Consider the following 26564-nt stretch of genomic DNA (forward strand, 5'->3'; position numbering starts at 1 on the left):
CTGCTCGACCGCGTGCGCTTCCGCCCCATGACCCTGCCCGACCGCTTCATCGACCATAACAGCCAGGAGGCCCAGTACCATGAGGCCGGGCTGGATGCGCCCGCCATCGTGGCGACCGCGCTCTCCGCCCTTGGCGTGCCGCAGTCCCGGCAGATGGCCTGAGTAGCGGGCCGGTCGGGGTAGCGCCGCATGGCAAAACGACGCGTTGACCAGATGCTGGTGGACCGGGGGCTGGTGGAAAGCCGCACCCGGGCGCAGGCGCTCATCATGGCGGGGCTGGTCTATACATCTGACCGGCGCATTGCCAAGGCGGGCGACCAGTTGCCAGAGGATGCGCCGCTTGCGCTCAAGGGGCAGGACCACCCGTGGGTCTCGCGCGGGGGGATCAAGCTGGCGCATGGGCTTGAGCATTTCGGCTTCTCGCCTGCGGGCCTCACCTGCCTTGATGTCGGTGCCTCGACCGGCGGCTTTACCGACGTGCTGCTGCATGAAGGGGCCCAAAAGGTCTATGCGGTTGATGTCGGCCACGGACAGCTCGCATGGAAGCTGCGCAGCAATACCGAACAGGTCGTGGTGCTGGAAAAATGCAACGCCCGCGCGCTCGATGCCACGATCATCCCCGACCCCATTGGCGCGCTGGTCTGTGATGCCAGCTTCATTGGCCTGCGCACGGTGCTCCCTGCCGGGCTTGACCTGTGCGTGCCGGGTGCCTGGGCCATTGCGCTGATCAAGCCGCAATTCGAGGCCGGGCGTGAATTTGTTGGCCCCAAGGGCGTGGTGCGCGACCCGGCGGTGCATGAGGCCGTGTGCGAAATGATACGCGACTGGTGGGCCAACCTGCCAGGCTGGCGTGTGCTGGGCATTGATGCCAGCCCCATCACCGGGCCGGAAGGCAACCGCGAATTCCTGATCGCGGCCCGCAAGGACCGCTGATCGGCGGTCGCATCCCCTGCGCCGAGTGTGATACATACGCTGGCAAGAGCGGTATCACCGCCCCTTCCCTTATTGAACGACATGCAGAACAGAGGCAGCCCCGGTATGTCCGCAGCCCCCGCAACTTCTCCTTCCCGGTTACGTGACGGGACGGCGGCCTCGCTCCTTGATGATGCGGAGCGCACGCGCATCCGGGCCAAATCCGCCCAGTTTGCGCCGCCCACGGCTGCCCTGCCCGATGGCAGGCGCGACCTTGTGGGCCTGTCGCGCGAGGAACTGACCGAGATCATGGTCGAGATTGGCGAAAAGCCATTCCGCACCAAGCAGCTGTGGCACTGGATCTACCATCAGGGCGCCACCGATTTCTCGCGCATGAGTTCGATTGCCCGCCCCCTGCAGGAGAAGCTGGCCGAGCGCTTTGTCGTCGGCCGCCCCGGCGTGGTGACGGAACAGACCTCGCAGGATTCCACGCGCAAGTTCCTCTTCCGCTTCCGCGATGGGCAGGAGGCGGAAACGGTCTATATCCCCGACCGGCAGGAAGACCGGGGTGCGGTGTGCATTTCCTCGCAGGTGGGCTGCACGCTGTCCTGCACCTTCTGCCATACCGGCACGCAGGCGCTGGTGCGCAACCTTGGGGCCGCCGAGATCGTGGGCCAGTTCATGGCCGCGCGTGACAGCTATGGCGAATGGCCCAGCCCCAAGGGCGACACGCCGCGCCTGCTCTCGACCATCGTGCTGATGGGCATGGGCGAGCCGCTGTATAATTACGACAACGTGGCCAAGGCCATGCGCATCATCATGGATGGCGAGGGCATTGGCCTTTCGCGCCGACGCATCACACTCTCCACATCCGGCGTGGTGCCAATGATGGACCAGTGCGGGGCGGAGCTTGGCATCAACCTTGCCGTATCACTGCATGCCGTGCGCGATGACCTGCGCGACGAGATCGTGCCGCTCAACCGCAAATACCCCATCAGGGAGGTCATTGCCGCGTGCCGCCGCTACCCCGCCGCCAGCAATGCGCGGCGTATCACGTTTGAATACATCATGCTGCGCGGCATCAATGACAGCGAGGCCGATGCGCGTGAACTCGTGCGGCTGATCTCGGGCATTCCGGCCAAAGTCAACCTTATTCCGTTCAACCCATGGCCCGGCAGCAATTACCGCCCTTCCACGCGTGAACAGCTTGAGAAGTTTGCGAATATCGTGATGGATGCGGGCTTTGCCTCGCCCATCCGCATGCCGCGCGGGCGCGATATCCTGGCCGCCTGCGGGCAACTGCGCACCGAAAGCCAGCGCCTGCGCCGCGCGGCACGCCCCGAAGGCGCGCCCGATCCGGTGGAATGACGTAAAAATCCGTCTTTCGCTTCTGGTCGCCCGCAGCGTGGGATGCTAGGAGGGCAGGCCGCCGGTTTTCCCGGCAAAGTATTGTCCAAGTTTTGTCGACAGGAGCGTTCTCCCATGGCCGCCAAGGATGTCAAAAAGGTCGTTCTCGCGTATTCGGGCGGTCTTGATACTTCCGTGATTCTGCGCTGGCTGCAGACCACCTATAACTGTGAAGTCGTGACCTTCACCGCCGATCTCGGCCAGGGCGAGGAGCTTGAGCCCGCCCGCCGCAAGGCAGAAATGTTTGGCGTGAAGGAAATCTTTGTCGAGGATCTGCGCGAGACCTTCGTCAAGGATTTCGTCTTCCCCATGTTCCGCGCCAATGCGCTGTATGAGGGGCAGTACCTGCTGGGCACCTCCATCGCCCGCCCGCTGATCGCCCAGCGCCAGATCGAGATTGCCGAGCAGGTCGGCGCCGATGCCGTGGCCCATGGCGCCACCGGCAAGGGCAACGACCAGGTGCGTTTTGAGCTGGCCTATTACGCGCTCAAGCCCGACATTACCGTCATCGCGCCCTGGCGCGAATGGGACCTGACCTCGCGCACGCGCCTGCTCTCCTTTGCCGAGGAGCACCAGATCCCCATCGCCAAGGACAAGCGCGGCGAGGCGCCCTTCTCGGTCGATGCGAACCTGCTGCACTCGTCATCCGAAGGCAAGCTGCTCGAAGATCCGGCGGTCGGCCCCGATGAGATCGTGTTCCAGCGCACCATCTCGCCCGAGGTAGCCCCCGACAAGGCAACCGAGATCACCATCGATTTCGTGTCCGGCGACCCGGTGGCCATCAACGGCGTGGCCATGTCGCCTGCAACGCTGCTTACGCGCCTGAACGAACTCGGCCGCGACAACGGCATCGGCCGCCTCGACCTGGTGGAAAACCGCTTCGTGGGCATGAAGTCGCGCGGCATTTACGAAACGCCGGGCGGCACGATCCTGCTGACCGCGCATCGCAGCATCGAGAGCATCACGCTCGACCGCGAGGCCATGCACCTCAAGGACAGCCTGATGCCGCGCTATGCCGAGGTGATCTATAACGGCCTGTGGTTCTCGCCCGAGCGGCACATGCTGCAGGCGCTGATCGACCGCAGCCAGCATTCCGTCAGCGGCCGCGTGCGGCTGAAGCTGTACAAGGGCAACGTGATCTGCGTGGGCCGTGAAAGCCCCAACAGCCTGTATGACACCCGCGTCGTCACCTTCGAGGACGATCAGGGCGCCTATAACCAGGCCGATGCGCAGGGCTTCATCAAGCTCAACGCGCTGCGCCTGCGCCTTGGCGCCAAGATCGGCCGCCGTGGCGGCGCGCTCTGATCGCCTGCGTTCTTTCTTCATCCCTTCAACAGCCTGCCGAGGTGTCATGAAACGCTTTTCCCGTGTCATTCCCCTTCTTGCCGCAGCCGTGGTGGCGGTGCCACTTGCAGCCTGTGGCGGCGGAAACAAGGATGACCAGCCGGAACTGACCCCGGCGCAGTTCATGGACAACGTGCGCAAGCAGCCCGGTGTCCAGACCCTGCCCGACGGGCTGGCCTACAAGGTGCTCCAGTCCGGCCCGAAGGATGGAGCGCAGCCCACCATCAATGACAGCGTGATGGTAATCTATGAAGGCCGCCTGCCCGATGGCGGCATCTTTGACAGCTCCGACCAGCATGGCCACGGCGCGTATATGCAGATGCCGCTGGAAATGGTGATCAAGGGCTGGCAGGAAGCGCTGCCCAAGATGCATGTGGGGGATACGTGGATGCTGTACGTGCCACCCGAGCTTGGTTATGGCCACAAGTCAATGGGCATCATCCAGCCGGACAGCCCGCTGATTTTCAAGATCCAGCTGCTCGGCGTCTCGCCCGGCGGCCGTTAAGCCCACAAAGAGCCATTCATCCGCCGGGTGGGTGGCTCTTTTCACATGATGGGACAGGAACCGGACAACCGACATGGGTATTGCAACCGGGCGCATCGCGTCCGTACTGCGTGGGGGCTGCATGCTTGCCGCCATGGCGCTGCTTGCCGCCTGCACGCGCCATGGGCAGGAAGGCTATGCACGCTACCGCACCAACTGCGGCATCTGCCACCATGGCGGTGAAGGCCTGAAGGGCGAGATACCGCCCATAACCGGCCGCGTGGACAGGATCGCCACTTCGCCCGAGGGCAGGCAGTACCTCATGCATGTGCTGCTGAACGGGCTGAATGGCCCGCTGAAGATTGATGGCGTGCCCTACAATTTCTTCATGCCGTCTTTCCGCGCCCATCTGTCGGATGAAGAGATCGCCTCCATCCTGAGTTATCTGGCCACGCGCGGCGATACGCACCCTGCTCCGGTCTTTACCGCAGCCGAGGTGGCGCGTGAACGCACCCACCCCCTGAGCAGCAGCATGGTGGCCGATGAACGCCGCCGCCTTGATGCGATCCACCCCCTGCCCTGACAACCGCGCATCTTGACCGGCGCGGGCAAAAAAACGGAAAATACTTTTATGCAACGCCTGTTTTCCGGCATTCAGCCGACCGGTATCCCGCAGCTTGGCAACTACCTGGGCGCGATACGCAACTGGGTTGCGCTCCAGCGCGACCATGACTGCATTTTCTGCCTGGTGGACATGCACGCCATCACCACATGGCAGGACCCCGCCACCCTGCGCCAGCAGACACTGGCCCAGACCGCCGTGCTGCTGGCCTCGGGCATTGATGTGCGCAAGCATATCCTGTTCAACCAGTCTGCTGTCAGCGCGCATGCCCGGCTGGGGTGGATCTTCAACTGTGTCGCACGCCTGGGCTGGCTCAACCGCATGACACAGTTCAAGGACAAGGCAGGCAAGGACCGCGAGAAGCATTCCGCAGGGCTGTACGTCTATCCCGACCTGATGGCAGCCGACATCCTGGCCTACAAGGCGACCGCCGTGCCGGTGGGCGAGGACCAGAAGCAGCACCTTGAGCTGACCAACGACATTGCCCAGAAATTCAATCATGATTACGGGGTGGAATTTTTCCCACAGGTCGAGGCCCTCATTCCGCCACAGGGCGCGCGCGTGATGAGCCTGCGCGACGGCACCAAGAAAATGTCCAAATCCGATCCCTCCGCCCAGAGCCGGATCGAGATGACGGATGATGCCGATGCCATCGCCAGCAAGATCAAGCGCGCCAAAAGCGATTCAGAGGCCCTGCCATCGGAGGAAGCCGGCCTTGAAAACCGGCCCGAGGCCCGCAATCTTGTCACTATCTATGCAACGCTTGCCGGGCTTACGACGGCGGATGTGCTCAGGCAGTTTGGCGGTCAGGGCTTTGGCCCGTTCAAGGCCGCGCTGACCGAGGTGGTGGTGGGCGCGGTCTGCCCCATCGCCACCGAGACGGAGCGGCTGCTCAAGGAACCCCGCTTCCTGTGCGACACGCTGCGCGAAGGCGCCAACCGGGCCCGCGTTATTGCCGAACCCATCGTATCGGAAGCGGAATCGCTGATCGGCTTCCTGAAATAACCCCGGAAGGAACCGCCCCATGCGCCAGGAACTGCACAGCCTTCAGGTGAGCACGCAGGGCAAGGGGCTGGTTCCGATCGACCGGCCGGTACTGGCCTGGGTGCGCCAGAGCGGCATTGAAACCGGCCTGCTCACCCTGTGGTGCCGGCATACCTCCGCCTCGCTATGCGTGCAGGAGAATGCCGACCCGACCGTGCGCACGGACATAGAGCGGTATTTCGAGGCATTGGTGCCCGAACAGCCCGGCCGTTACATCCATGATGATGAAGGCCCCGATGACATGCCCGCCCATCTGCGCGCCATGCTCACCAACACGCAGCTTGCCATCCCCGTGGCCAGTGGCAGGCCGGTGCTGGGCACATGGCAGGGATTGTACCTGTTCGAGCACCGCGCCCGCCCCCACCGGCGCGAGATCGTGCTGCACCTGATGGGCGAATAAGAAAAATAAAAGTTTTCGGGCGCCGCCTTTCTTTAAAAAGGCGGCGTTCCCTTGAAGCTTTTTGAAAAAAGCTTCACCAAAAACTTCTGTCCTTCAGCGAAATTTCAGAGCGCACCAAGAATCGTGGCATGATGCTTGATATGCTCCGCAATGAAGGACTGGATAAACCAGTAGGAGTGGTCATAGCCCGCATGCTCGCGCAGTTGCAGCGCCTGCCCCGCCGTGCCTGCCGCCACGCGCAGCAGGTCGGGCCTGAGCTGGTTGTGCAGGAACTGGTCCGCGGCCCCCTGATCGATCAGGATGGTGGTGGGGTGGGTGTGGCCTGCTTCAAGCAGCAGCGTCGCATCATGCCGCGCCCAGGCCTTGCGGTCCGGGCCAAGATAGGCGGCAAACGCCTTCTCGCCCCACGGCACGATGGCAGGGTGGCAGATCGGGGCGAAGGCCGAGACGGATTTCCATGCCTGCGGGGCCGTGAGTGCATGCACCAGCGCGCCATGCCCGCCCATGGAGTGCCCCATGATGCCACGCCGCGCGCCATCAATGGCGAAATGCTCCTGCACCAGTTGCGGCAGTTCCGTATCGATATAGCTGCCCATGCGGTAATGCGCCTGCCACCCGGGCGTGGTGGCATCAAGATAGAAACCGGCTCCGGTGCCAAGGTCGTATGTCTCGTCCTCGCCCGGCACGCCGGCGCCACGCGGCGAGGTATCGGGGGCGACCAGCGCCAGTCCGTGCTCGGCGGCAAAGCGCACGGCATTTGCCTTGATGAGGAAGGTCTCCTGCGTGCAGGTCAGGCCCGCCAGCACAAACAGCACCGGCACCTTCTCGCCCGCCAGCGCACGGGCGGGCAGGAACACGCCAAAACGCGCCTCCAGCCCCAGCGTGGTGGAGGAATGACTGTAAAAACCGACCTGCCCGCCGCAGGTTGCGTGTTCTTCAATGGTTGTGATCTTGCTCATGGATCAGAACTCCACAACCGTGCGGATGCTTTCACCCTTTGTCATCATGTCAAAACCTTCGTTAATGCGCTCGAGCGGCAGCCTGTGGGTAATCAGGCTGTCAATGTCGATGCGGTTTTCCATAAACCAGTCCACAATGCGCGGCACGTCGGTGCGCCCGCGCGCGCCACCAAAGGCCGAGCCGATCCACCGCCGCCCGGTCACGAGCTGGAAGGGGCGCGTGCTGATCTGCTGCCCCGCGCCCGCAACGCCGATGATGGTGGAAACACCCCAGCCCCGATGCGCGCATTCCAGCGCCTGGCGCATGAGCGTGGGGTTGCCCACGCATTCGAACGAGTAATCCACGCCCCCGCCAGTCAGCTCCACGATATGGCCAACGAGGTCGCCATCGGGGCCAAGATCCCTGGGGTTGATGAAATCGGTCATGCCGAATTTGCGGCCAATGGCCTCACGCCCGGGATTGATGTCGATGCCGATGATCCGATCGGCGCCGACCATCTTCGCCCCCTGGATCACGTTGAGCCCGATGCCGCCAAGCCCGAACACGGCCACCGTGGCTCCGGCCTCGACCTTGGCGGTAAACAGCACGGCGCCGATGCCGGTGGTCACGCCGCAGCCGATGTAGAACACCTTGTCAAACGGGGCATCGGGCCGGATCCTGGCCAGCGCGATCTCGGGCAGCACGGTAAAGTTGGCGAAGGTGGAGCAGCCCATATAGTGATGGATCGGCTGCCCTTTGAACGAAAAGCGCGACGTGCCATCAGGCATCAGCCCCTTGCCCTGCGTGGTGCGGATGGCCGTGCACAGGTTGGTCTTGCGCGAGAGGCAGGATTTACACTCCCGGCATTCCGGCGTGTAAAGCGGGATCACGTGATCGCCGGGCTTCAGGTGGCGCACACCGGGGCCGACCTCGCGCACGATCCCTGCCCCTTCATGGCCGAGAATGGCGGGAAACAGCCCCTCCGGGTCGGCGCCCGAGAGGGTGAACTTGTCGGTATGGCACAGGCCGGTGGCCATGATTTCCACCAGCACCTCGCCCTCACGCGGGCCTTCGAGTTGCACGGTCTCGATTTCAAGCGGTTTGCCAGCCTCGAAGGCGACGGCAGCCCTTACATCCATTGAGCAGTCTTTCCTTACATATGTTGCAGGCCCTACGACCCGTACATCTTCGCAACGATTAAGGGCATCGGGGCGGGGCACGTCAATGTTGGCCGGTCAGGAAAGCGTTAAGCTCTTTGAGTGACAAATGATGCCACGCACCATGCCACGCTGCCATGCCTGCGGCAGGATGTGATAAGCGCAAAAACAGGGCAGGCTACGGCTCCCCGCTTTTTTTCAACCGTTCCGGGAACACCATATGGTCATCAATCGCAAAATCGGCTTGTGGATCCTCATGCGCGAGAGCGTGTTCTCGCTCGTGCTGCTATGCGCGTGGGATGTGGTGGTGGTTGTGATGTTCCAGATATTCCATCAGGAATGGATGGAGCAGCCCACCCTGCCCATCTCGCTCATCGGCTCGGCGCTGGTGCTGTTCATGAGCTTTCGCAACAACACCGCCTATAACCGCTGGTGGGAGGGGCGCACCCTGTGGGGGGCCGTGACCAATAACAGCCGCTCCTTTGCGCGGCAGGCTGGTACCATCCTGCGCGGCTGCCCGGATCTGGCCTGCGCCATGGCCGCCTACCCCTACGCGCTGCGCAGCGCGCTCGGCCGGCTTGATGATCTCGATGACGTGCTGCGCCTCCTGCCTGATTCCATGAAGCCCGGCATCGAAGGCCGCGCCAACATTCCCGCCGCCATCCTGTTCCAGATCGGGCTGCGGGTGGATGCGGAATGCCGCAGGATGGATATCGATGGCGCGCTGCAGGGCCAGATCGACCGCATCCTGTCCGACATGAGCAACGCGCAGGGCGGGCTTGAACGCATCCGCAACACGCCGCTGGCCATCCAGTTCTCGGTTCTGCCCAAGGTGGTGGCGGCGGTGTTCTGCATTATCCTGCCGCTTTCCATGGTGCAGACGCTGGGGTGGATCACGCCGCTCGGCTCATCGCTTGTGGGACTTCTGTTCGTCGCCCTCGACAAGATCGGCAGCGACCTGCAGGACCCCTTTGGCTCAACACCGCACGGCATGCCGATGCTGACCATATCGCGCACCATCGAGATTGACCTCATGCAGTCCTGCGGGTTGCCCGCACCACCGCCGCTCGCACCGGTCAGGGGCATACAGGACTGACGCACCGCCATGCAAGCGCCTCAAGACAGCAGGCGGAATTTATGCTATACGGCGGGCATGAGCATGTTCAGAACCACCCAGAAGGGCACTGTGACCGATGCCATGGCGCGGACCGCCGCCGCGACCACGGCAGCCGAGGCCAAGTCCAGCACGGCTGTAAAAGATGAAGATCCGTTCCGCGAAGGCGATGCCATCGTCTATGCCGCGCATGGCGTGGGCCGCGTTGACCGGATCGGGGTCGACGAGATCGCGGGCACGAAACTGGAGATGATCCAGATCTCGTTCCCCGGCAACCAGATGACGCTGCGCATCCCACTCTCGAAGGCACGCAAATCAGGCCTGCGCAAGATCGTCTCGCGTGAGATCGTGGACAAGGCAATGGCCATCATCAAGGGCAAGCCCCATGTCAGCCGTGGCATGTGGGCCCGCCGCGCGGTGGCCTATCAGGAAAAGATCAACTCCGGCGATCTCGTGCAGATTGCCGAAGTACTGCGCGACCTGCGCCGCAATGTTGACAGCCTTGATGGCAGCTTTAGCGAACGCAAGCTGTTCGAGGCCGCCCAGGAACGCTTTGTGGCCGAGGTGGCCGTGCTGGAAGGCAAGGAGCCGACCGAAGTGCTGGAAAACCTGACCGAGGTGATGAAGGCGGCCTGATCCCCGCCCCATCCCCACCAAACCGACAAGACACCGCTGGCCCCCGTGCCAGCGGTTTTGCTATGTGGCGTAATCCAACCCGGCCGCACCGGTTGTCACGCACGGTGGAAATACCGGAAAATTCTTCCGCCGTGATGCGATCATTGATACGCGCCGCAACCTCGACCGCATGAATGCCCTGCAGAAACGGCACGGCCCCGTGCGTTACCACACCACCCGCATCACATGGCTGCCCGTACCTTATATGCGGGGCCTATAGCTGCGTTGATGCCACACGCCCCCTGCCCACGACACAACAGGCGGAGCAGACCCCTGTCGCCCACAAGAACCAGCGCAAGGCCCGCCGCAAGCGCTTCAACAGGAGGGCAAGGCTGGAACAGTTGCGCGCCAGGGCGGCACGGCAACCCCGCCAGCCCACAGATAGCCTATCCGAATGCGCATTCCCCCACGATGGAACAGGCCAGCCCCTGCCCGTAAATGCTGCCCAGCCCAAGCTTGACGTGACGTTTTTTCAGTATTTGAACTGATAAAGCAGGCCGATACTGCTACCCGGATCATTTTCCGGCGTGGTGAAGCCGGTCACGTTGCCGCCAGTGCCCACGGTGGTGTTGATCTTGAGCCGCCTGGTCAGGTCAACCTGCACCTGCGCCTGCGTGCCTGAGCCGGACGTAGCCTGCTTGGCCCCCACATATACCCCGCGCATGACATATTTTCCCGCTTCGATCGCGCCGGTATCATTACTGCCCGAGCCGTTGGAGGAACTGCTCATCTGCAACCGGTCCAGATGCAGCGTCTTGCGTACCATGCCCAGCGGGTCGAAGGCGGAGCCACCGCTCACGCTGGCCACGGCGGCGGCGATAGAGGCCATCTGCGTGGGCGAGAGCGACTGCGTATCGGTGCCGAACAGCAGGATGGCCAGGATCTGGTCCTGCGAGAGCGGTGGCGAGGAGGAGAACGTGATCTTGGGCGCGCTGGCATAGCCGCCCACGTTCAGCCGGGCCGTGCCATCATTGGTGCTGCGCTCGGCCACGAAATCCAGCGTCGGGTCGATGGCATGCGTCACCCCCATGCCATTGAACCCCACCTGTCCCTTGCTGAAATCAAGCGAGATGCCACCGAGCGAGAACCCACCCTTCACCAGCGAGAACGCCCCCGTCATCACCGGTGCGGTTGCGGTGCCGCCTGCGTGGACATGGCCATGCATTTCCGTATTCAGGCCATGCCCGCGCACATAGAACTGCCCCGGCGAGGTCACATCCAGCCCCAGCCCGACCACCAGCGGCGCGGCTTTGGGGGCCTTGTCCTGATTCTTTTCGTCCTCGGGGCGTATGACATCCAGATGAGCGACCGAACTGGGCAGGGAATCGGGAATGTTGATATCCACCCGTTTGAGCGTGAGGTTGCCGGTCGCATCGATCCGGCTCGAAAGCTGTCCCTTCACGTCAAGGTCGCCATTGAGGGTGGCGGTAATCAGGTCGCTGGCCAGCGGGCGGGCGTTATCGGCATGAACATGCAGGTCGATCGGCTGGCCGGGCTGGAGCACGCCATAACTGCCCGAAACCGCAAGGCTGCCCTTGCCCGCCTGCGCGGTGAGCGCTGCGATGACCAGCCTGTCGCCCACGGCATTGACCGTGCCCTGCATGCCTGAGAGCTGTATGCCCTCGCCAAAGTCATGGAACAGGCCATTGCTCAGGCTGAGCGTGCCATTGAGCCGGGGCTGGGCCGGGGTGCCGCGCACGCCCAGCGCCACCTGCAGGTTGCCCCCCGCCTGCATGCCCTGCGCGCCCAGATAGGCATTGGCCACTGCGAGATCCACCCTGCCATCCGCCTGCAGGGTGATCTGCCCGGCTTTGTTGACCGGCGCCGTGCCATGCAGCCCCAGATTGATCTGCGGTCCCGCCTCGATCTGGGCATCCACCCGCGCCATGCCCGCATTCAGGTTGGCCGTAGCCTCGATGGAGGCGGGCGCAAGCGAGGATGTGTAATCCGTGTGGTATTTGAGGTCCGTGCCACGCAGGCTCACCTTGCCCGTGGGGCTGGCGGGCGTGCCGGTCAGCCGGGCCTCGGCGGAGAGCTGGCCCTGCGCGTGCAGCGTGGGCACGAAGGGAGCCAGCAGGTCGGGCGAGAGGCGGTTGATCGCCACATGCAGGTCAAGCGCCGGGCTGACCTTGCCGCTGGCCTCCACGCTGCCCACCTGCCCGCGCGGCGGGGTAAGGCTCACGCGCAGGTGGTCGAGCGCGATCTCCTTGCCATACCCCACGCTGACCGGGCTATCGAGGCGCACCTGCTCGCCACGCGCCTGCGCCACAAGGCGGCGTACACTTACCGACTGCCCGCTAATATTGGCCACCAGCGCCGTATCCAGCGTGGCCGGGCCGGTCCACGGCGTATCGAGCGTGGACTGGGCATTTACGTCCAGGCCCGAAAGCGGCCCTTTGGCGGTGACATGTGCCCGCCCCCCCATATCGTGGAAATGGGCGTTATCCACCGCCAGGTCGAGGTCGGTCGTGGGCGCATCACCCGTGGGGTCGAGCACGTGGCCCTTGAGCACCACCCGGTCGATGCGGGCGATGGCGGCATTGAGCGCGCCATCCACATTTACCGCCAGCGCTGCGGGTACAGTGGCCGTGGCGCTGGTGGTGTGCAGCGTGGCGGCGACATGGCCGCTGATATCCTGCCCGGTCAGGTCATGCAGGTCGGCCAGGCGGGTCATGTGCACATCAAGCATGCCGGCTGGCACCTTGTGGCCATCAGGCAGGGTCATGTCCGCCGTGCCGCCAAGGCTCTTCCAGCCCAACCGGGCAATCTGCAGGTGGCGGCTGTTATCGGCGCTGCTGTCGAGATGGGCGCTGACCTGTATGGGCGCGCGGTCCACCGTGCCGGAAATGGCAAGCTCCCCCTGCCTGATCCGGGGCAGGTGCTGCATGGTCAGGCTGGCCTGCACGTCCCCCGCCGCCGTGTTGCCGGCCGCGATGCTGGCCTGGGTTTTCAGGCTGGCCATGAGGTCATTGACCGGGCCTGCCGCATGCAGGTCAGCCTGCATGTGCCCTTTGAGCGTGGGCGCCAGCACGTGCAGGTCCGACAGGGCCAGATGCGCCGTGGCATCCACGTTGAGCGGCGTGCCGGTGATGACCCGGGTGGGCGTGGCATCAAGTTGCAGGGTGCGGCCCTGCGCCTGCAAGGTGGTGAAGCGGATTGTATCGCCCTCCTTCCCACCCGGCGTAATGGTGCCGGCAACGCTGACATGCCCCCTGTCACCCACCAGACCCACCGCCACCGGCAGACCGCCATCGAGAACGATCTGGCTCTCGAGGCCAAACTGCCCGTCCTGCCCCTTTACGGGCAGGCTCACGTGGCCATCAAGGCCTGCATGGCCATGCAGGCTGGTGCCCCCGGCCGCTGCCAGCGGGGCAAGGTTGGGCAGGTCGGCATGGAAGGTGGCGGCGATCGGCTGCGTGGTGGTGGCCTGCCCGGTCACCTGCGCCAGCGGGTGTGACAGCGACAGCGTAACCGGCCCCTTTGGCGCGTCGGGCCGCCACAGCATATCCAGTTTCAACGGGTCGGCGGTAAACAGCATGGGCTGGCTGCCCGGAATGCGCAGGCCCGTCACGGTGGCGTGCACCGCCGCATGTTCCGGCTGCCCCGCAACCGGAGCGCTCAGCCCGTCGGCCACCAGATGCAGGTTGGTGAAGCTGGTGTCGTTATAGGTCAGGCGGTCGATGTCGAGCGTGCCGTTGCCCGTGGGGCGGTCCAGCGTGCCGCCCAGATGGGCGGCAAGATCCGCACCCTGCCAGCCCGTGCCGCCCGTAGCCGTTACCGCGCCGCTATGGGCCGCGACATCCAGCGCCATGTGGTGATCGAGCAGCCCGAGCTGTCCATGCGCGCTGGCATGAATGCCCCCCGTGGCCAGCGCAAGCGCCAGTTGCGTATTCTGGCGGGGGCCATGCAGCCCCAGCGAGAGGTCAAGCGGCGCAAGGGCGGGCACGTGGCTGAGCGTGGCGAGGAAGCCATCCGTTCCTTCACGGGCATGCAGGTCCAGCGCCACGTCGCCCTTGCCCAGCTTCGTGACAAGGTCGAGGCTGCCGGGATGATCGAGCCGGACCAGCTTCAGCGCGATATCGGCTGGCGGCAGGGTTGCGACCGAGAAATGGTCGAGCACCGGGGCGATATCAGCCAGGCTGGCATGGCCATTGAGGCTGAAGGCGGCGGGAACCTGTGCAAGGGCCGCCCCCACATCAATGCGCGCCACATGCACGGCCCTGATATCCACGCCCATGTGGATGCTGCCGCTCGAGGGTTTTTCGGGCTTTGGCGGGTGGGCGGGGTCATCCTCGCTCAGGCGCGGAATGGCCAGCCGCGCCATGGACAGGTTGCTGATGACCGCCCGCCGCGTAAGCAGGCGCAGGGGCGACCAGTCAAGCTGGAGGTCATCGATCGACAGCCACGCACCCTTGTAGTCATCAAGTTCAAGATGCTGGACATGCAGCGCATCGGGAAAGCGCCCGCCCAGCCCCGACAGGTGCACGCTGCCCCCGGTCAGGCCCGGCAGGCGGCGCTCGATTTCGCGCTGGCCCGCCCCGGTATTGGCCGCCACCAGCACCATGGCCAGCGCCACGGCCACCAGCCCGAACGGAATGCCCAGAGCCAGCGCGCAGGCGCGTGCGATGCGCCGCGCCGTGCGCGGCCGGGGGGCGGATGGCGTGTCTTGCGGCATCAGAATGTCTCCCCCAGGCCCACGTACAGCTCCCACCTGTCACCTTTGGCGGGGCGGTTGAGCGGCACCGCCACATCAAGCCGCACCGGGCCGATGGGGGTATAGTAGCGCGCCCCGGCCCCGGCCCCCACGCGCACCGTGCCCTGGAAGGGCGTGCGGTCCGCCGTGACCTGGCCTGCATCGATAAAGCCCACCGCGCCGAATTTCTGCAATATGCGCTGGCGGTATTCAAACGACCCCGCATCCATCGACGTGCCGCCAATGGCGTAGCGCGTATTGGTGAACTGGGGGCCAACGCCCTGATAGCGGAAGCCGCGCACCGTGGCCGAGCCACCGGCATAAAGCCGCTGATCGGGCGGAATGGCGAAGGTCGAGGCCCCTTCCACGTTGCCAATGGTGCCACGAAACGCCAGCACGCTGCGGCCGGGGCGCGACAGGCCAAGATGCCGGAGGTCGAAATAGGTCGAGACCGTGGCCTGCATGATGGCGAAGAACGAGGTGCCATCGGTCAGTGAGGCCGAGGGCGTGATGCTCGCGCCCACCCGCACGCCATGGGTGGCGGGGGTGATGGGGTTGTCCACGCCCGTGCCGTCGTAATTGGCGGTGAGCGGCACCGAGAGGATGAAGTAGCTGTTGGTGGCGCGCATCTGCTCGATCTGTTCCTGCTCGATCTGGCCGCCGAACGACACGTTCCAGTGCCGGTTGACGTGGCGCACGATGCCGATGCGCGCGAGCAGCGCGGTCTGGCGGTAGGAATAGAGTTCCTGCTTGATGCCCTCGATGCGGGCGCTGAGGTTCTGCTGGCGCGAGCCGAAATCGGGCTTCATCAGGTCGGCATAGAAATCATAGCCCAGCCCCTGCTCCGCCGAGCCGCCCAGCCCGGTGATCAGCGCGGTGAGCCGCAGCCGCTCGGCATTGCCAAACAGGTTGTTATGCGTCCAGGTCACACCCGCGCGGCCACCGAGATCGGTTGAATATCCACCCTCCGCCCCCACGCTGTGACGCTTGCCTTCATGAAAGCCGAAATCGAGCGGCATGCTGCCATCAGGTGCGAGCGTATCGCCATGGTTGACCTGCACATCGGAAAACAGCCCCGTCGAGGCGATATCCTGCCGGGCGCGCTCGATGCGCGAAGGCTGGTACAGCTCGCCCGGTGCGATGGTCAGCCTGCGCGCGATATAGGCGGGGTGCGTGCGCTGCAGCCCACCAAAGGCAAATGCGCCAAGGTTCACCACCGGGCCGCGATGCACCGTATAGGCAATGTCGAGCGTATGGGTGGCAGGGCGCAGCCAGGCCTGCGGGGTGCTGACATGGGCCAGCGCGTAGCCTTCCTCCGTCAACGCGGTCTGGAGCGCCGCCCCTGCCGTCAGCACGGCTTCGGCCTGCGCGGGCGCACCCGGCTTCATGCCAAACGCCGCCACCTCGGTGGGGTTGAGGTGGATGGGGCCATCGCCCTTATCGGGGTTGAGCGTGACCGTGCCGATGCGAAACAGCGGGCCGGTGCTGGCCGTAATGCTCACCTGCGCCTTGTGGCCCGCGGGCAGGGCCTGCAGCCATTCCGGCAGGTCGGGGTCGCGCCCGTCCTGCCCGCCATCAGCCGGGGTGGCGGCCTTGTGGCTGCCATCGCTTATGGTGATGGTAATGGTGCCCGCGTAATAGCCATAGCTTTCCAGCGCGCTGATCAGGCGGGAATAATCGTTGTGGATGCGCCCGGTCAGGGCAAACGGGCTGACGGCCTGCGTTTTCTGGAGAGAAAGCAGGTCGGACGAGGCCTTGAGCGCCGCATCGAGGTCGGCATTGCCGGTGGGGCGGATGGTGGTGGTGTAGTCCTGCGGGTCGGCGGCGAAAGCCGCAGGCAGCCCCGGCAGGAGAACCGTAATGACCACGAACAGGGTAACATAACCGGCCCTGCGCCGGGCATGGCTCGCCAGGCGGGGATGACGCAATCCTGTCAAACGGTGCTGCCCCTGTTGCTGTCTTCTTTCATGCGGTCAGTTGCCCACAGGGTCTTGTCTGCCATTCCCGCCATGCATGATCAAACCGATATTAACGCTTCTCCCTTAATAAGTTCCGAATTTGTCGCATTGAAGGGCAAAACGGGCCGGGGATGTTGCAAACTGTCTCCACGCCCGCGTTCCTGACTTGACATACCCCCGATTCCGGCAGGCATGATCAGGACAGATCGGGCAAGGGAGCCGCACCCGGCATCCCACCCTTCGCACCAGGAGCGTTGATGGGCAGACCATGTGTTCCCGGCTTTATCGGCGGCAAGCCTCTTGACCGCGCGCAGGCAAGGCCCGATGTCTTGCCCCCGTTGCGCGGGCGCGTGCCCGCGATGATGCCTGAGGATACCTGACCCGTGAACAGCCTGTCTCCCCGCCCCGGCGTGGCCACGCCACAAGCCAGCACGTCATCCACCAGGGGGCTTCATGTCATAACATGGGGCTGCCAGATGAACGTGTATGACAGCGAGCGGATGTCCGACGTGCTGCGCCCGCTTGGCTACCGGGCCGTCAGCACGCCGGATGCGGCTGACATGATCATCCTCAACACCTGTCACATCCGCGACCGCGCGGCGGAGAAGGTGTTCTCCGAACTTGGCCGCCTGCGCAAGGTCAAGGAAGCGCGCGCCGAGCAGGGTGCGGCCACAGTGCTTGCGGTGGCGGGCTGCGTGGCCCAGGCGGAAGGCAGGGAAATCCTGGCCCGCGCGCCCTATGTCGATATCGTGCTCGGCCCCCAGACCTATCACCGCCTGCCCGAGATGGTGGCCCGCGCCGCCCGCGCGGCAGGGGCCGTGATCGAGACCGACTTCCCCGTCGAGCAGAAATTCGACTTCCTGCCCGCTGACCGTGCGGCCCCTGCGGGCGGGTCCGCCTTCCTCACCATTCAGGAAGGGTGCGACAAATTCTGCTCCTTCTGCGTCGTGCCCTACACGCGCGGGGCGGAAAGCAGCCGGCCCGCGCAGGCCGTGATCGATGAGGCCCGCAGGCTCGTGGCAGGCGGCGTGCGCGAAATCACGCTTTTGGGCCAGAATGTGAATGCCTATCATGGTGATGGCCCGGATGGCCGCACATGGAGCCTTGCCCGCCTTGCCCGCGTGCTGGCGGGGGAGCTGGGCATCGAGCGCATCCGCTACACCACGTCGCACCCGCGCGACATGGAGGATGACCTGATCGCCGCCCATCGCGACCTGCCGCAGCTCATGCCGTTTCTGCACCTGCCGGTGCAGTCCGGCTCCGACCGGGTGCTGGCCGCGATGAACCGGGGGCACACAGCCGATGACTACCGCATGCTCGTGGCCCGCCTGCGTGAGGCGCGGCCCGACCTTGCCCTGTCGTCGGATTTCATTGTGGGCCATCCCGGCGAGACGGATGCCGATTTTGCCGACACGATGCGCCTGATTGATGAGATCGGCTTCGCGCAGGCCTATTCCTTCAAGTATTCCTCCCGCCCCGGCACGCCCGCAGCAGGCGCTGGCATGCACGTGCCCGAGGACGTGAAGGATGCCCGCCTGCAGGAACTCCAGGCCATGCTGCGCGTGCAGCAGGATGCATTCAATGATGCAACCATAGGCCAGGTGGTGCCCGTGCTCTTTACGGGCCGCGGGCGCAAGCCCGGTCAGGTTTCGGGCAAGAGCCCATGGCTGCAGGCCGTGAGCGCTGAAGGCCCGGACAGCCTGATCGGCCAGATCGCCAATGTGGATATCCGCCACAGGTACACCAACTCGCTTGGTGGTATCCTGACAGAGGAGACAGACAGGGCTTGAGAGAACAGACACAATCCACGCTCCACGCCCCCCGTCGCAGCGGCGGGCGGCGTCCCCCCGGTGGCACGGCCGCGGCCAATGACCGCACCGTGACCATGCAGTTTGAAGATAACGTGCTGCTGGCGCAGCTTGTGGGTGACCATGACCGCCACCTGCTGCATCTTGAACGTGGATTTGATGTCCGGCTGGCGTGCCGGGGCAACCGCATCGCCATTACGGGCGCGGCCCAGCGGGTGGAACTGACACAGGCCACGCTGACCGAACTCTACCGCCGCGCAACAGTGGGGCAGATGGTCGATACCGCCACCGTCGATACCGCCATCCGGCTTGCCGCCCATGCCTTTTCGGCGCCTGCGCCACGCCCTGTTACGGGAGGACTGCCCGCCATGCCCGACACCCGTACTGCCACGGCCCCCGCCAGCCCCACGCTGGCCGACCTGCCCACCATCATGACCCGTCGCGGCCCCGTGGCCCCGCGCTCGGTTGGTCAGGCCGAATACATGGCCATGCTCGCCCGGCAGGAAATGGTGTTTGGTCTTGGCCCTGCCGGCACCGGCAAGACCTACCTGGCCGTGGCGCAGGCGGTAGCCATGCTGCAGGCGGGCCAGGTCGACCGCATCGTGCTGTCGCGCCCAGCGGTGGAGGCAGGCGAACGGCTGGGCTTTCTGCCCGGCGACCTGAAGGAAAAGATCGACCCCTACCTCCGCCCGCTGTATGACGCCCTGCATGACATGATGCCGGGCGATCAGGTGATCCGGCGCATGGGCACGGGCGAGATCGAGGTCGCGCCCCTGGCGTTCATGCGCGGGCGCACGCTGGCGCACTGTTTTGTCATTCTGGACGAGGCGCAGAACACGACCCCCGCCCAGATGAAGATGTTCCTCACCCGCATGGGTGAAGGCACGCGCATGGTCATTACCGGCGACCTGAGCCAGGTTGACCTGCCGCGTGGCGTGACATCCGGCCTGCGGGAGGCGGTCGATACCCTCGACGGCCTGCCCGGGATCGGCATGATGCGATTTGAATCGCGTGACGTGGTGCGCCACCCGCTGGTGGCGCGTATAGTGGAGGCATACGACCAGCGTGCCGGGGCTGAACGCCGCCCCCATCGCGCCCGGTCGCAGCAGGAGAACGATGAAACCTCGAAGTAGCACAGGCCCCGCCCACACGGGCGGGGTCGCAGCAGGACGGGCCATGCAGCCCGCCCTGAAGGCCGGGCTCGATGGCCCCGATGTCACGGTGGCGGACAGGCGCTGGAACCGTGCCGTCCTCCACCCCGCCCGCGTGGTGGACCGCGCGGTGCGCGCCACGCTCGGAGCCACGGGCTGCCATGGCCCGGTCACGGTGGTACTGGCCGATGACCGCACGGTGGCCCGCATGAACTGGCGGCATCGCGGGCGCAACAGGCCCACCAATGTCCTCACCTTCGAATACCCCGCCGCAGGCGGCATATGGGGCGGCGACATCATCATCGCCTTCGAGACGGTGGCGCGCGAGGCGCAGGCCGCAGGCCGCGACATGGCCGGCCATCTGGCGCATCTGGTGGTGCATGGCGTGCTGCATCTGGCCGAATATGACCACCACCACCCCGGCGAGGCCCGCGAGATGGAAATGCTCGAGGCCCGCATCCTGTCCGGCCTTGGCGTTGCCAACCCGTGGAAACCGGGCCGCATGGTAAGCCGGGGGGCACGCTCATGAGCCGCCCCGGCACCGATGCCAACGAGGAGCCTCCATCCGGGTCGCGCGGCAAGGGATTTCTGTCGCTGTTCAGCCGCAGGCGCGCTGAACCGGGGCTGCGTCATTCCATTGCCGCGCTGGTCAAGGAAGCCGATGATGCGGCGGGGGATGACGCCAATCCCCACGCCTCCGAACTCGACCGGCAGGAGCGCGCGCTTCTGGCCAACGTGCTGCGCCTGCGCGGCATCACGGCGGATGACGTGATGATTCCGCGCGCCGACATCGTGGCGATGCCGGTCGATATCAGCCTCGATGAGGCGCTGGCCATGATCCGGCGGGAAAACCATTCCCGCATGCCGGTCTATCGCGACCAGCTTGACGACATCGTGGGCATGATCCATGTGAAGGACCTGATCGCCTATGTCGGCACGTCGGAGGCCTTCCGCATGGAGCCGCTGCTGCGCCAGCCGCTCATGGTCGCGCCCCAGCTGCCCGTGCTCGATCTGCTTTTGCAGATGCGGCTGCGACACGTGCATCTTGCCCTCGTGATCGACGAGTATGGCGGCATTGACGGCCTCGTCACCATCGAGGATCTGATCGAGACCATCGTGGGCGATATTTCCGACGAGCATGACGAACCGACCGTGAACATGATGCGCGAACGGCCCGATGGCACGCTCGATGTCGACGCCCGCACCCCCGTCGCCGCCTTTGAAGAAAAAGTCGGCCCCGTGCTCACGCGCGAGGAGCGCGAGGCCGAGATCGAGACCGTGGGCGGCCTGGTGTTCCGTCTGGCAGGCCACGTGCCCACGCGCGGCGAGATCGTGACGCATGAAAGCGGCATGGTGTTCCGCATCCTTGATTCGGATGCCCGCCATATCCGCCACGTGCGCGTGCGCCTCCCCCCGCGTGAGGCCGCCGCGCAGCCAGCCTGAACGGATGGCGCGTCAGCCCCGGCGCGCCATCCGATGCGGGCATGATGGATTTACGCACGCCCCGCGCCGCCTTAATACTGATACCCGCCGGGGCCATGCCCCACCCCTGTCCCCACCGGAGAGTGACCCTAATGCCCATCACACGCCGCACCCTGCTTGCCCTTACCCCCACCCTCATGGCTGGCGGCCTGATGTCCGGCCGGGCCATGGCGCAGGCGGCGGACCCGCGCCTGTCCATCCGCGCCGTGGGCAACCCTGCGGCCAAGGTGCATGTGGAGGAATTCTTCTCGCTTACCTGCACGCATTGCGCGCGTTTTGCCGCCGAGGTCTTCCCCGAAGTGCGCAGCAAGCTGATCGATACGGGCAAGGTGTACTACATTTTCCGTGATTTTCCGCTCGACCAGATCGCACTGACCGGCTGCATGGTCGCACGCGCGCTTGCCCCCGAGCGTTACGAGCCATTCGTGCTTGCGCTGCTGTCGAGCCAGGATCGCTGGGCCTTTGGCAAGGAACCGGCGGAATCCGAGGCCGAAATCCAGAAAATGGCCGCCCTTGCCGGCATGTCCTCCGACCTGTTCCAGCAGACCGTCCATGACGACAAGCTGCGCCATGCCATCATGGACGAGGAAGACCGCGCCCAGGCCCAGTACAAGATCGACGGCACGCCCACCTTCCGCTTCAATGACAAGGAGCAGGTGGCTCAGGAACTGACCTACGAGCAGTTTGCCCAGAAGGTTGAAGCGGCGGCCCGCTGAGCATGACCGCCCGTTTCGTCCGGCTGCGCATCGCAGGCTTCAAGAGTTTCGCCGACCCGGTCTCCGTGGAGATCCTGCCTGGCCTGACCGGCATTGTCGGGCCCAACGGCTGCGGCAAGTCCAACGTGGTCGAGGCCCTGCGCTGGGTCATGGGCGAAACCAATGCCCGCGCCCTGCGCGGCGGCGAAATGGATGACCTGATCTTCGCTGGCACCACCGCGCGCGCCGCCCGCAACATGGCGGAAGTCACCCTGACGCTGGAAGGCGCAGCCGAAATCGCCCCCGCCCCCTTTACCGGGCAGGATGAGCTTCAGGTCTGCCGCCGCGCCGAGCGCGGGGCGGGCAGCGGCTACCGCATCAATGGCCGCACCACGCGCGGGCGCGACGTGCAGACCCTGTTTGCCGATCTGGCCTCGGGCGCGCGGTCATCGGCCATGGTCAGCCAGGGCCGCGTCTCGGCGCTGGTCAATGCCCGCCCCGAGGAGCGGCGCACCATTCTGGAGGAAGCGGCAGGCATTACCGGCCTGCACGGTCGCCGCCACGAGGCCGAACTCAAGCTGCGCGCAACCGAGGCCAACCTCGCGCGCGCGGAAGACCTGCGCCTGCAACTCGAATCCCGGCTCGGTGACCTGCAGGAGCAGTCCGAACAGGCGAGCCGTTACCGCGAACTCTCGCAGGGGCTGCGCGAATCCGAAACCGCCCTTCTGGCGCTGCTGCATGCCCGCGCCCATAACGGCGTGGCCGAGGGAGAAGCTGGCCTGCTCGCCGCCCGCACCGACCTCAGGGCCGCCGAGGAGATGGCCGAAACCGCCGTCCTCACCGATTACGAAGTGACAAAGACATTGCCCGCCCTGCGCGAGCAGGTGGACACGCGACGCACCGCGCTGGAGCGCTTCAAGGTCCGCGCCGAAACCATTGCCGAGGAACTGGCCCGCGCCGAGGCCGCGCTGGAACAGGCCCGGACCCGCCTTGCTGAATGCGAGGGCGTGCAGGCTGCGGCCCTTGCCCGGCGTGATGACGCCACTCTCATGCTCGAACAGCTTGAGGCTGAGCGGGCGCAGGTGGCCCAACGCCTGTCAGCCCTGCCCGCCCTGCGTGAGGCGGCACAGGCCGAATGCACCACGCTGGCGCAGGCCCTGACCGGAATGGCTGCGCGCGTGGAAGAGGCCACCACCACCGTGCGCGAGGCCGAACTGCAGGCCACGCAGGCGCGTGAAGGCCTTGCCACCGCCACCGCCGCGCATGAGCGTCTTGCCACCCAGCACGCGGCCCTCGCCACCGAGATCGCGGCGCTGGAAGCCGATATGCCAACGGCCGAATCCATCGCCGCCCATGACGAACAGATCACCCTGACCGAGGCGCAGGCCACGCAGGCCATGACCGCGCGCGAGGATGCCACCCGCGCCCATGCGGATGCCGCGCTACAGGCCGACCTTGCCCGCAATGCCGCGACCGAGAGCCTGCGCGTGCATGCGCAGGCCACGCAGGATACCGCCACCGCCGCCAGCAGGCTCGAAGCGCTCGAGCGCGACGTGGCCGCGCTGGGCAACCATGTGCGCAATGCCCGTGCCGAGCTGGTGCCCGAAGATGAGCGCGCCCGTCTGGCCCGGACGGCCACCGAGGCCGAAACGGCTCTTGATACCCTCCGCGCCGAACGCGCCACGGCGGAAGACGCCCGCGCACAGGCCACTCAGGCCGAAATTCAGGCCAATGCCCGCCTGAAGGAAGCCCGCGCCACCCGCAGCGCCACCGAGGAAGCCCTGCGCGCTGCCCGGGCCGCCCACAAGCGCGCGCGCGATGAAGTGGATACACTCGCCGCCAGCATGATACGCCTGCGCGCGCAGGCCGTGCCCGATGAGGCCCTGCAGGCGCTCACCACCAAACGCGAGGCTGCTGCGGCAGCACTGGACTCTGCCCGCCAGCACATGGCGGCAATCGAGACCGCGAGCGTGGCCGCCACGCAGGAGGATGAAGCCTGCGCCGCCCGCCTGACCGAGGCCCGCGCCAGCCTGTCGGGCCTCGAGGCGGAAGCCGATGGCCTGGCCCGCGCCCTGCACAGCGAGACGCAGGCCAACCCCGCCAGCGGCATGACGCTGGCCGATAGCCTGCACGTGCCCGCCGGGCTGGAAACCGCGCTGGCCGTGGTGCTTTCCGATGGGCTTGAGGCGGTGGTCGAAGGCATGGCCCCCCGCTCATGGCATGATCTGCCTCCGGCCACGCAAGCCCCTTTTCCTGCCGCGGGCATCGAGCCGCTTTCCGCCGTGCTCGAGGCACCGCCTGCCCTGTCACGCGCGCTGGGTGCCGCCGGCCTGCTGCCTGATGGCATGGATGGCGCGGCCCTTCAGGCCAGCCTGACCCCGGGGCAATGCCTTATCACCCGCGAGGGGGCGCTGTGGCGGTGGGATGGCTACACGCAGGCCCCCAACCTGCCCGACCGCGCGGCACTCCGGCTTAAACAGCTCGGCCGCCTGCGCACCCTGCGCGCGGAACTCGAGCAGCTGCGCGGTGTGCTCCCGGCGCTGGAGCAGGCGGCACAAACCGCCACAACCACCCGCCAGCAGGCAGCCGAAGCCCTGACGACGGCCCGCGATGCCCGCATGGAAGCCGAGAACGCACTCGAGGCCGCCCGCACGGCAGAGGCCGAGCTTTCACGCCAGCACGCCACCATCGCGGCCCAGATCGATACGCTCTCGGTGCAGCAGGCCACGGCCCAGGCCGCCCTGATGGATTCCGATGCCGCCTGCGCGCGCGCCACTGCGCAGGAAGCCGATCTGCCCGACCTCGATCAGTTGGCCCGTGCCCAGCAGGCGGCAGCACAGGCTGCCACGCAGGCGCAGGATGCCGAAAAGGCGCTCCGTACACGCTGCCAGCAGGCTGAAGCCGCACTGGAACAGGCCCGCCGCGCCCTGCAGGCCGCCACGACCCGGCATGGGGAGGCGGAAACCCGCCTGCAGGCCCTGCTGCCCGAACAGGCCCGGCTGGAAACCGACCGCAACACCGCCAGCAATGAACTGGCCACCCGACGCGAACAGCTTGCTGCCCTGCCCGCCCCTGCCCAGGCGCAGGATGCAGCCCGACAGGCGACCGCTGCCGCGACACAGGCAGGCCAGGCGCTGGAACAGGCCCGGATAGTGGTGGAAGAGGCCACGACCCGGCTGGAACAGGCCCGCATCGCACGCGCGGCCCTTGAGCAGAAAATGCGCGAAACCGGTGCCCGGCTTGAAGCCCGGCAGGCCCGCATGGCTGACCTGACCGATGGGCTGCAGCAGGCACAAGCAACTGTTGCCGCCGCCCGCACCCGCCTTGAGGCCCTGCCTGACATGAGCGGACTGGAACACGCGCTGGCCAGCCTGCGCGAAGAGGCCGAAAGCCTGCGCGCCCAGGAAACCGAGCAGCGCGAGACCCTGGCCCGCCTGCATACGGAGGAGGCCACCCTGCGCCAGCGCTTTGACGCATCGGGGCAGGACATGACGCAGTGGACCGCCCGCGTGGAAGCCGCCAGCCTGGAAGCCGAAGCTGCGGCAAGCCGCCTGCATAATGCGCAGGCCGAGCATGAGCGTGTGGCTCCCCAGCCCGTTGCCGTGCGCGAACGCCGCGATGCGATCGCGACCGAACTGGCCCAGCATGAAGCCAGCCACGCTGCGGCGATGGTGGAACTGCAGCAGGCTGAAACCCGCATGGCGGAAGTGCAGCAGGGCCGCCGCACGGCGGAAGAGGTGCTGACCGCGGCCCGTGAAGCCGTGGTCCGCGCCGAAGGCAGGCGCGAGCAGGCACAGGTGCTGCTGGCCCAGTTGCAGGCGGACTCAACGCCGCCAGCCGGCGTGGTGCCCGCCGATCTGAGCGTGAATGCCGAGACCGGCCTGCGCCGCAAGGTCGCCCGCCTGACCCGCCAGCGCGATGAGCTTGGCCCGGTCAACCTGCGTGCCGAGCTTGAGGCGCAGGAGGCATCGGGCAAGATCGACACGATCCTGCATGAGCGCGACGAACTGCAATCGGCCATTGCCCGCCTGCGCGGCATGATCGGGCAGCTTAACCGGGAGGGACGCGAGCGGTTGATGGCGGTGTTCTCGCAGATCGACCAGCATTTTCAGGCGCTGTTTGCCCGCATGTTCAATGGCGGGCGGGCGCATCTGGGCATGGTGGGCAATGACGACCCGCTTCAGGCCGGGCTGGAAATCTATGCCCAGCCGCCGGGCAAGAAACTCGCCACGCTCTCGCTGCTTTCAGGCGGCGAGCAGGCGCTCACCGCGCTGTCGCTCATCTTTGCGGTGTTCCGCTGCAACCCCGCCCCGGTCTGCGTGCTCGATGAGGTCGATGCGCCGCTCGATGACGCCAATGTGGGCCGCTTCTGCGCCCTGCTCGCCGATATGGTGGCCGAGGCGGGCACGCGCTTCCTTGTCGTGACCCACCACCAGCTGACCATGGCGCATATGGACCGGCTGTATGGCGTGACCATGCAGGAGCGCGGGGTCAGCCGCGTGCTGTCGGTTGACCTCGAACGCGCGACCGAAATGGTGGATGCCGAACCCGCCAGATAACAGACTGATGAGAAAACGCCGCCTTTTGGAAAAAAGGCGGCGCCCAAAGACTTTTATGATTGCCGATAGATGGTGCGACGGGGGCGGTACCTGCCCGCATCCCGTCAGCTCCCAGTTGGC

At 65.9% G+C, this 26564-nt stretch carries 20 protein-coding genes; 16 read left to right on the plus strand and 4 right to left on the minus strand.

Going from position 1 to position 26564, the window contains the following annotated elements:
- Positions 1 to 189: 189 nt before the first annotated feature.
- The 7 genes from CDI09_RS06125 to CDI09_RS06155 all read left to right on the plus strand — a co-directional run bounded on the left by CDI09_RS06125 (position 190) and on the right by CDI09_RS06155 (position 6213).
- Positions 190 to 933, plus strand: coding sequence for a TlyA family RNA methyltransferase (locus CDI09_RS06125; RefSeq protein ID WP_078524165.1), 744 nt, complete (start codon positions 190 to 192; stop codon positions 931 to 933).
- 105 nt (positions 934 to 1038) lie between these two features.
- Positions 1039 to 2280 carry a 23S rRNA (adenine(2503)-C(2))-methyltransferase RlmN gene (gene rlmN / locus CDI09_RS06130; protein WP_078524167.1) on the plus strand — a complete coding sequence of 414 codons (1242 nt, stop codon included), beginning with the start codon at positions 1039 to 1041 and terminating at the stop codon, positions 2278 to 2280.
- A 114-nt stretch (positions 2281 to 2394) separates the two neighbouring features.
- On the plus strand, positions 2395 to 3624 hold the full coding sequence (locus CDI09_RS06135) for an argininosuccinate synthase (RefSeq protein ID WP_078524169.1): 1230 nt from the start codon (positions 2395 to 2397) through the stop codon (positions 3622 to 3624).
- Positions 3625 to 3670: 46 nt separating this feature from the next.
- On the plus strand, positions 3671 to 4168 hold the full coding sequence (locus CDI09_RS06140) for an FKBP-type peptidyl-prolyl cis-trans isomerase (protein WP_078524171.1): 498 nt from the start codon (positions 3671 to 3673) through the stop codon (positions 4166 to 4168).
- A gap of 73 nt (positions 4169 to 4241) precedes the next feature.
- The gene (locus CDI09_RS06145; protein WP_078524172.1) at positions 4242 to 4730 is read left to right on the plus strand and encodes a c-type cytochrome; all 489 of its coding nucleotides are present in this window, start codon (positions 4242 to 4244) and stop codon (positions 4728 to 4730) included.
- Positions 4731 to 4778: 48 nt separating this feature from the next.
- A complete protein-coding gene (gene trpS / locus CDI09_RS06150) occupies positions 4779 to 5774 on the plus strand; it encodes a tryptophan--tRNA ligase (protein WP_078524175.1) in 996 nt (331 codons plus the stop codon).
- A gap of 19 nt (positions 5775 to 5793) precedes the next feature.
- Positions 5794 to 6213, plus strand: coding sequence for a secondary thiamine-phosphate synthase enzyme YjbQ (locus tag CDI09_RS06155; protein ID WP_078524177.1), 420 nt, complete (start codon positions 5794 to 5796; stop codon positions 6211 to 6213).
- A 104-nt stretch (positions 6214 to 6317) separates the two neighbouring features.
- On the opposite strand, the gene fghA is transcribed toward CDI09_RS06155, so the two are convergent.
- Both fghA and CDI09_RS06165 read right to left on the minus strand, forming a co-directional pair.
- The gene (fghA, locus tag CDI09_RS06160; protein WP_078524179.1) at positions 6318 to 7172 is read right to left on the minus strand and encodes an S-formylglutathione hydrolase; all 855 of its coding nucleotides are present in this window, start codon (positions 7170 to 7172) and stop codon (positions 6318 to 6320) included.
- Between the two features lie 3 nt (positions 7173 to 7175).
- Positions 7176 to 8291 carry an S-(hydroxymethyl)glutathione dehydrogenase/class III alcohol dehydrogenase gene (locus tag CDI09_RS06165; protein WP_078524181.1) on the minus strand — a complete coding sequence of 372 codons (1116 nt, stop codon included), beginning with the start codon at positions 8289 to 8291 and terminating at the stop codon, positions 7176 to 7178.
- A gap of 238 nt (positions 8292 to 8529) precedes the next feature.
- Here CDI09_RS06165 and CDI09_RS06170 point away from each other — a divergent pair, with 238 nt between their 5' ends.
- Positions 8530 to 9405 (plus strand): bestrophin family protein, encoded by an 876-nt coding sequence (locus tag CDI09_RS06170; RefSeq protein WP_170120484.1) that lies wholly within the window; start codon positions 8530 to 8532, stop codon positions 9403 to 9405.
- Between the two features lie 57 nt (positions 9406 to 9462).
- The gene (locus CDI09_RS06175; protein WP_078524182.1) at positions 9463 to 10059 is read left to right on the plus strand and encodes a CarD family transcriptional regulator; all 597 of its coding nucleotides are present in this window, start codon (positions 9463 to 9465) and stop codon (positions 10057 to 10059) included.
- Between the two features lie 511 nt (positions 10060 to 10570).
- Here CDI09_RS06175 and CDI09_RS06180 read toward each other — a convergent pair.
- Together CDI09_RS06180 and CDI09_RS06185 are read right to left on the minus strand one after the other, a co-directional pair.
- Positions 10571 to 14773: a translocation/assembly module TamB domain-containing protein gene (locus CDI09_RS06180; RefSeq protein WP_078524184.1), complete on the minus strand. Its 4203-nt coding sequence runs from the start codon at positions 14771 to 14773 to the stop codon at positions 10571 to 10573.
- A complete protein-coding gene (locus CDI09_RS06185) occupies positions 14773 to 16719 on the minus strand; it encodes an autotransporter assembly complex protein TamA (protein ID WP_078524185.1) in 1947 nt (648 codons plus the stop codon). Before CDI09_RS06185 ends, CDI09_RS06180 begins: the two co-directional genes overlap by 1 nt.
- 287 nt (positions 16720 to 17006) lie before the next feature.
- On the opposite strand from CDI09_RS06185, the gene CDI09_RS18795 reads away from it, so the two are divergent.
- The 7 genes from CDI09_RS18795 (at position 17007) to CDI09_RS06215 (ending at position 26444) form a co-directional block, all read left to right on the plus strand.
- Complete coding sequence (locus CDI09_RS18795; RefSeq protein ID WP_255210374.1) at positions 17007 to 17129, plus strand: hypothetical protein; 123 nt, start codon at positions 17007 to 17009, stop codon at positions 17127 to 17129.
- Positions 17130 to 17132: 3 nt separating this feature from the next.
- Positions 17133 to 18539 carry a tRNA (N6-isopentenyl adenosine(37)-C2)-methylthiotransferase MiaB gene (miaB, locus tag CDI09_RS06190; RefSeq protein WP_078524187.1) on the plus strand — a complete coding sequence of 469 codons (1407 nt, stop codon included), beginning with the start codon at positions 17133 to 17135 and terminating at the stop codon, positions 18537 to 18539.
- An 89-nt stretch (positions 18540 to 18628) separates the two neighbouring features.
- Positions 18629 to 19690 carry a PhoH family protein gene (locus tag CDI09_RS06195; RefSeq protein ID WP_078524189.1) on the plus strand — a complete coding sequence of 354 codons (1062 nt, stop codon included), beginning with the start codon at positions 18629 to 18631 and terminating at the stop codon, positions 19688 to 19690.
- A 43-nt stretch (positions 19691 to 19733) separates the two neighbouring features.
- Complete coding sequence (ybeY, locus tag CDI09_RS06200; protein ID WP_236944705.1) at positions 19734 to 20237, plus strand: rRNA maturation RNase YbeY; 504 nt, start codon at positions 19734 to 19736, stop codon at positions 20235 to 20237.
- The gene (locus CDI09_RS06205; RefSeq protein WP_078524192.1) at positions 20234 to 21151 is read left to right on the plus strand and encodes a hemolysin family protein; all 918 of its coding nucleotides are present in this window, start codon (positions 20234 to 20236) and stop codon (positions 21149 to 21151) included. The genes ybeY and CDI09_RS06205 overlap by 4 nt, the downstream gene beginning before the upstream one ends.
- A gap of 131 nt (positions 21152 to 21282) precedes the next feature.
- Complete coding sequence (locus CDI09_RS06210; protein ID WP_078524194.1) at positions 21283 to 21906, plus strand: thioredoxin domain-containing protein; 624 nt, start codon at positions 21283 to 21285, stop codon at positions 21904 to 21906.
- Between the two features lie 2 nt (positions 21907 to 21908).
- Positions 21909 to 26444: an AAA family ATPase gene (locus tag CDI09_RS06215; protein WP_078524196.1), complete on the plus strand. Its 4536-nt coding sequence runs from the start codon at positions 21909 to 21911 to the stop codon at positions 26442 to 26444.
- Positions 26445 to 26564: the final 120 nt, after the last annotated feature.

The organism is Komagataeibacter nataicola, from assembly GCF_003207795.1.
GTDB classification, from domain to species: Bacteria; Pseudomonadota; Alphaproteobacteria; order Acetobacterales; family Acetobacteraceae; genus Komagataeibacter; species Komagataeibacter nataicola.

What these genes read in the sequence shown, in the direction of transcription:
- CDI09_RS06145 (WP_078524172.1), top strand. Translation starts at nt 4,242, where the DNA reads ATGGGTATTGCAACCGGGCGCATCGCGTCCGTACTGCGTGGGGGCTGC.
- CDI09_RS06175 (WP_078524182.1), top strand. Translation starts at nt 9,463, where the DNA reads ATGAGCATGTTCAGAACCACCCAGAAGGGCACTGTGACCGATGCCATG.
- ybeY (WP_236944705.1), top strand. Translation starts at nt 19,734, where the DNA reads ATGCAGCCCGCCCTGAAGGCCGGGCTCGATGGCCCCGATGTCACGGTG.
- CDI09_RS06140 (WP_078524171.1), top strand. Translation starts at nt 3,671, where the DNA reads ATGAAACGCTTTTCCCGTGTCATTCCCCTTCTTGCCGCAGCCGTGGTG.
- CDI09_RS06155 (WP_078524177.1), top strand. Translation starts at nt 5,794, where the DNA reads ATGCGCCAGGAACTGCACAGCCTTCAGGTGAGCACGCAGGGCAAGGGG.
- rlmN (WP_078524167.1), top strand. Translation starts at nt 1,039, where the DNA reads ATGTCCGCAGCCCCCGCAACTTCTCCTTCCCGGTTACGTGACGGGACG.
- CDI09_RS06165 (WP_078524181.1), bottom strand. Translation starts at nt 8,291, where the DNA reads ATGGATGTAAGGGCTGCCGTCGCCTTCGAGGCTGGCAAACCGCTTGAA.
- CDI09_RS06210 (WP_078524194.1), top strand. Translation starts at nt 21,283, where the DNA reads ATGCCCATCACACGCCGCACCCTGCTTGCCCTTACCCCCACCCTCATG.
- CDI09_RS18795 (WP_255210374.1), top strand. Translation starts at nt 17,007, where the DNA reads ATGGGCAGACCATGTGTTCCCGGCTTTATCGGCGGCAAGCCTCTTGAC.
- CDI09_RS06170 (WP_170120484.1), top strand. Translation starts at nt 8,530, where the DNA reads ATGGTCATCAATCGCAAAATCGGCTTGTGGATCCTCATGCGCGAGAGC.
- CDI09_RS06135 (WP_078524169.1), top strand. Translation starts at nt 2,395, where the DNA reads ATGGCCGCCAAGGATGTCAAAAAGGTCGTTCTCGCGTATTCGGGCGGT.
- trpS (WP_078524175.1), top strand. Translation starts at nt 4,779, where the DNA reads ATGCAACGCCTGTTTTCCGGCATTCAGCCGACCGGTATCCCGCAGCTT.
- fghA (WP_078524179.1), bottom strand. Translation starts at nt 7,172, where the DNA reads ATGAGCAAGATCACAACCATTGAAGAACACGCAACCTGCGGCGGGCAG.
- CDI09_RS06215 (WP_078524196.1), top strand. Translation starts at nt 21,909, where the DNA reads ATGACCGCCCGTTTCGTCCGGCTGCGCATCGCAGGCTTCAAGAGTTTC.
- CDI09_RS06125 (WP_078524165.1), top strand. Translation starts at nt 190, where the DNA reads ATGGCAAAACGACGCGTTGACCAGATGCTGGTGGACCGGGGGCTGGTG.
- CDI09_RS06180 (WP_078524184.1), bottom strand. Translation starts at nt 14,773, where the DNA reads ATGCCGCAAGACACGCCATCCGCCCCCCGGCCGCGCACGGCGCGGCGC.
- CDI09_RS06205 (WP_078524192.1), top strand. Translation starts at nt 20,234, where the DNA reads ATGAGCCGCCCCGGCACCGATGCCAACGAGGAGCCTCCATCCGGGTCG.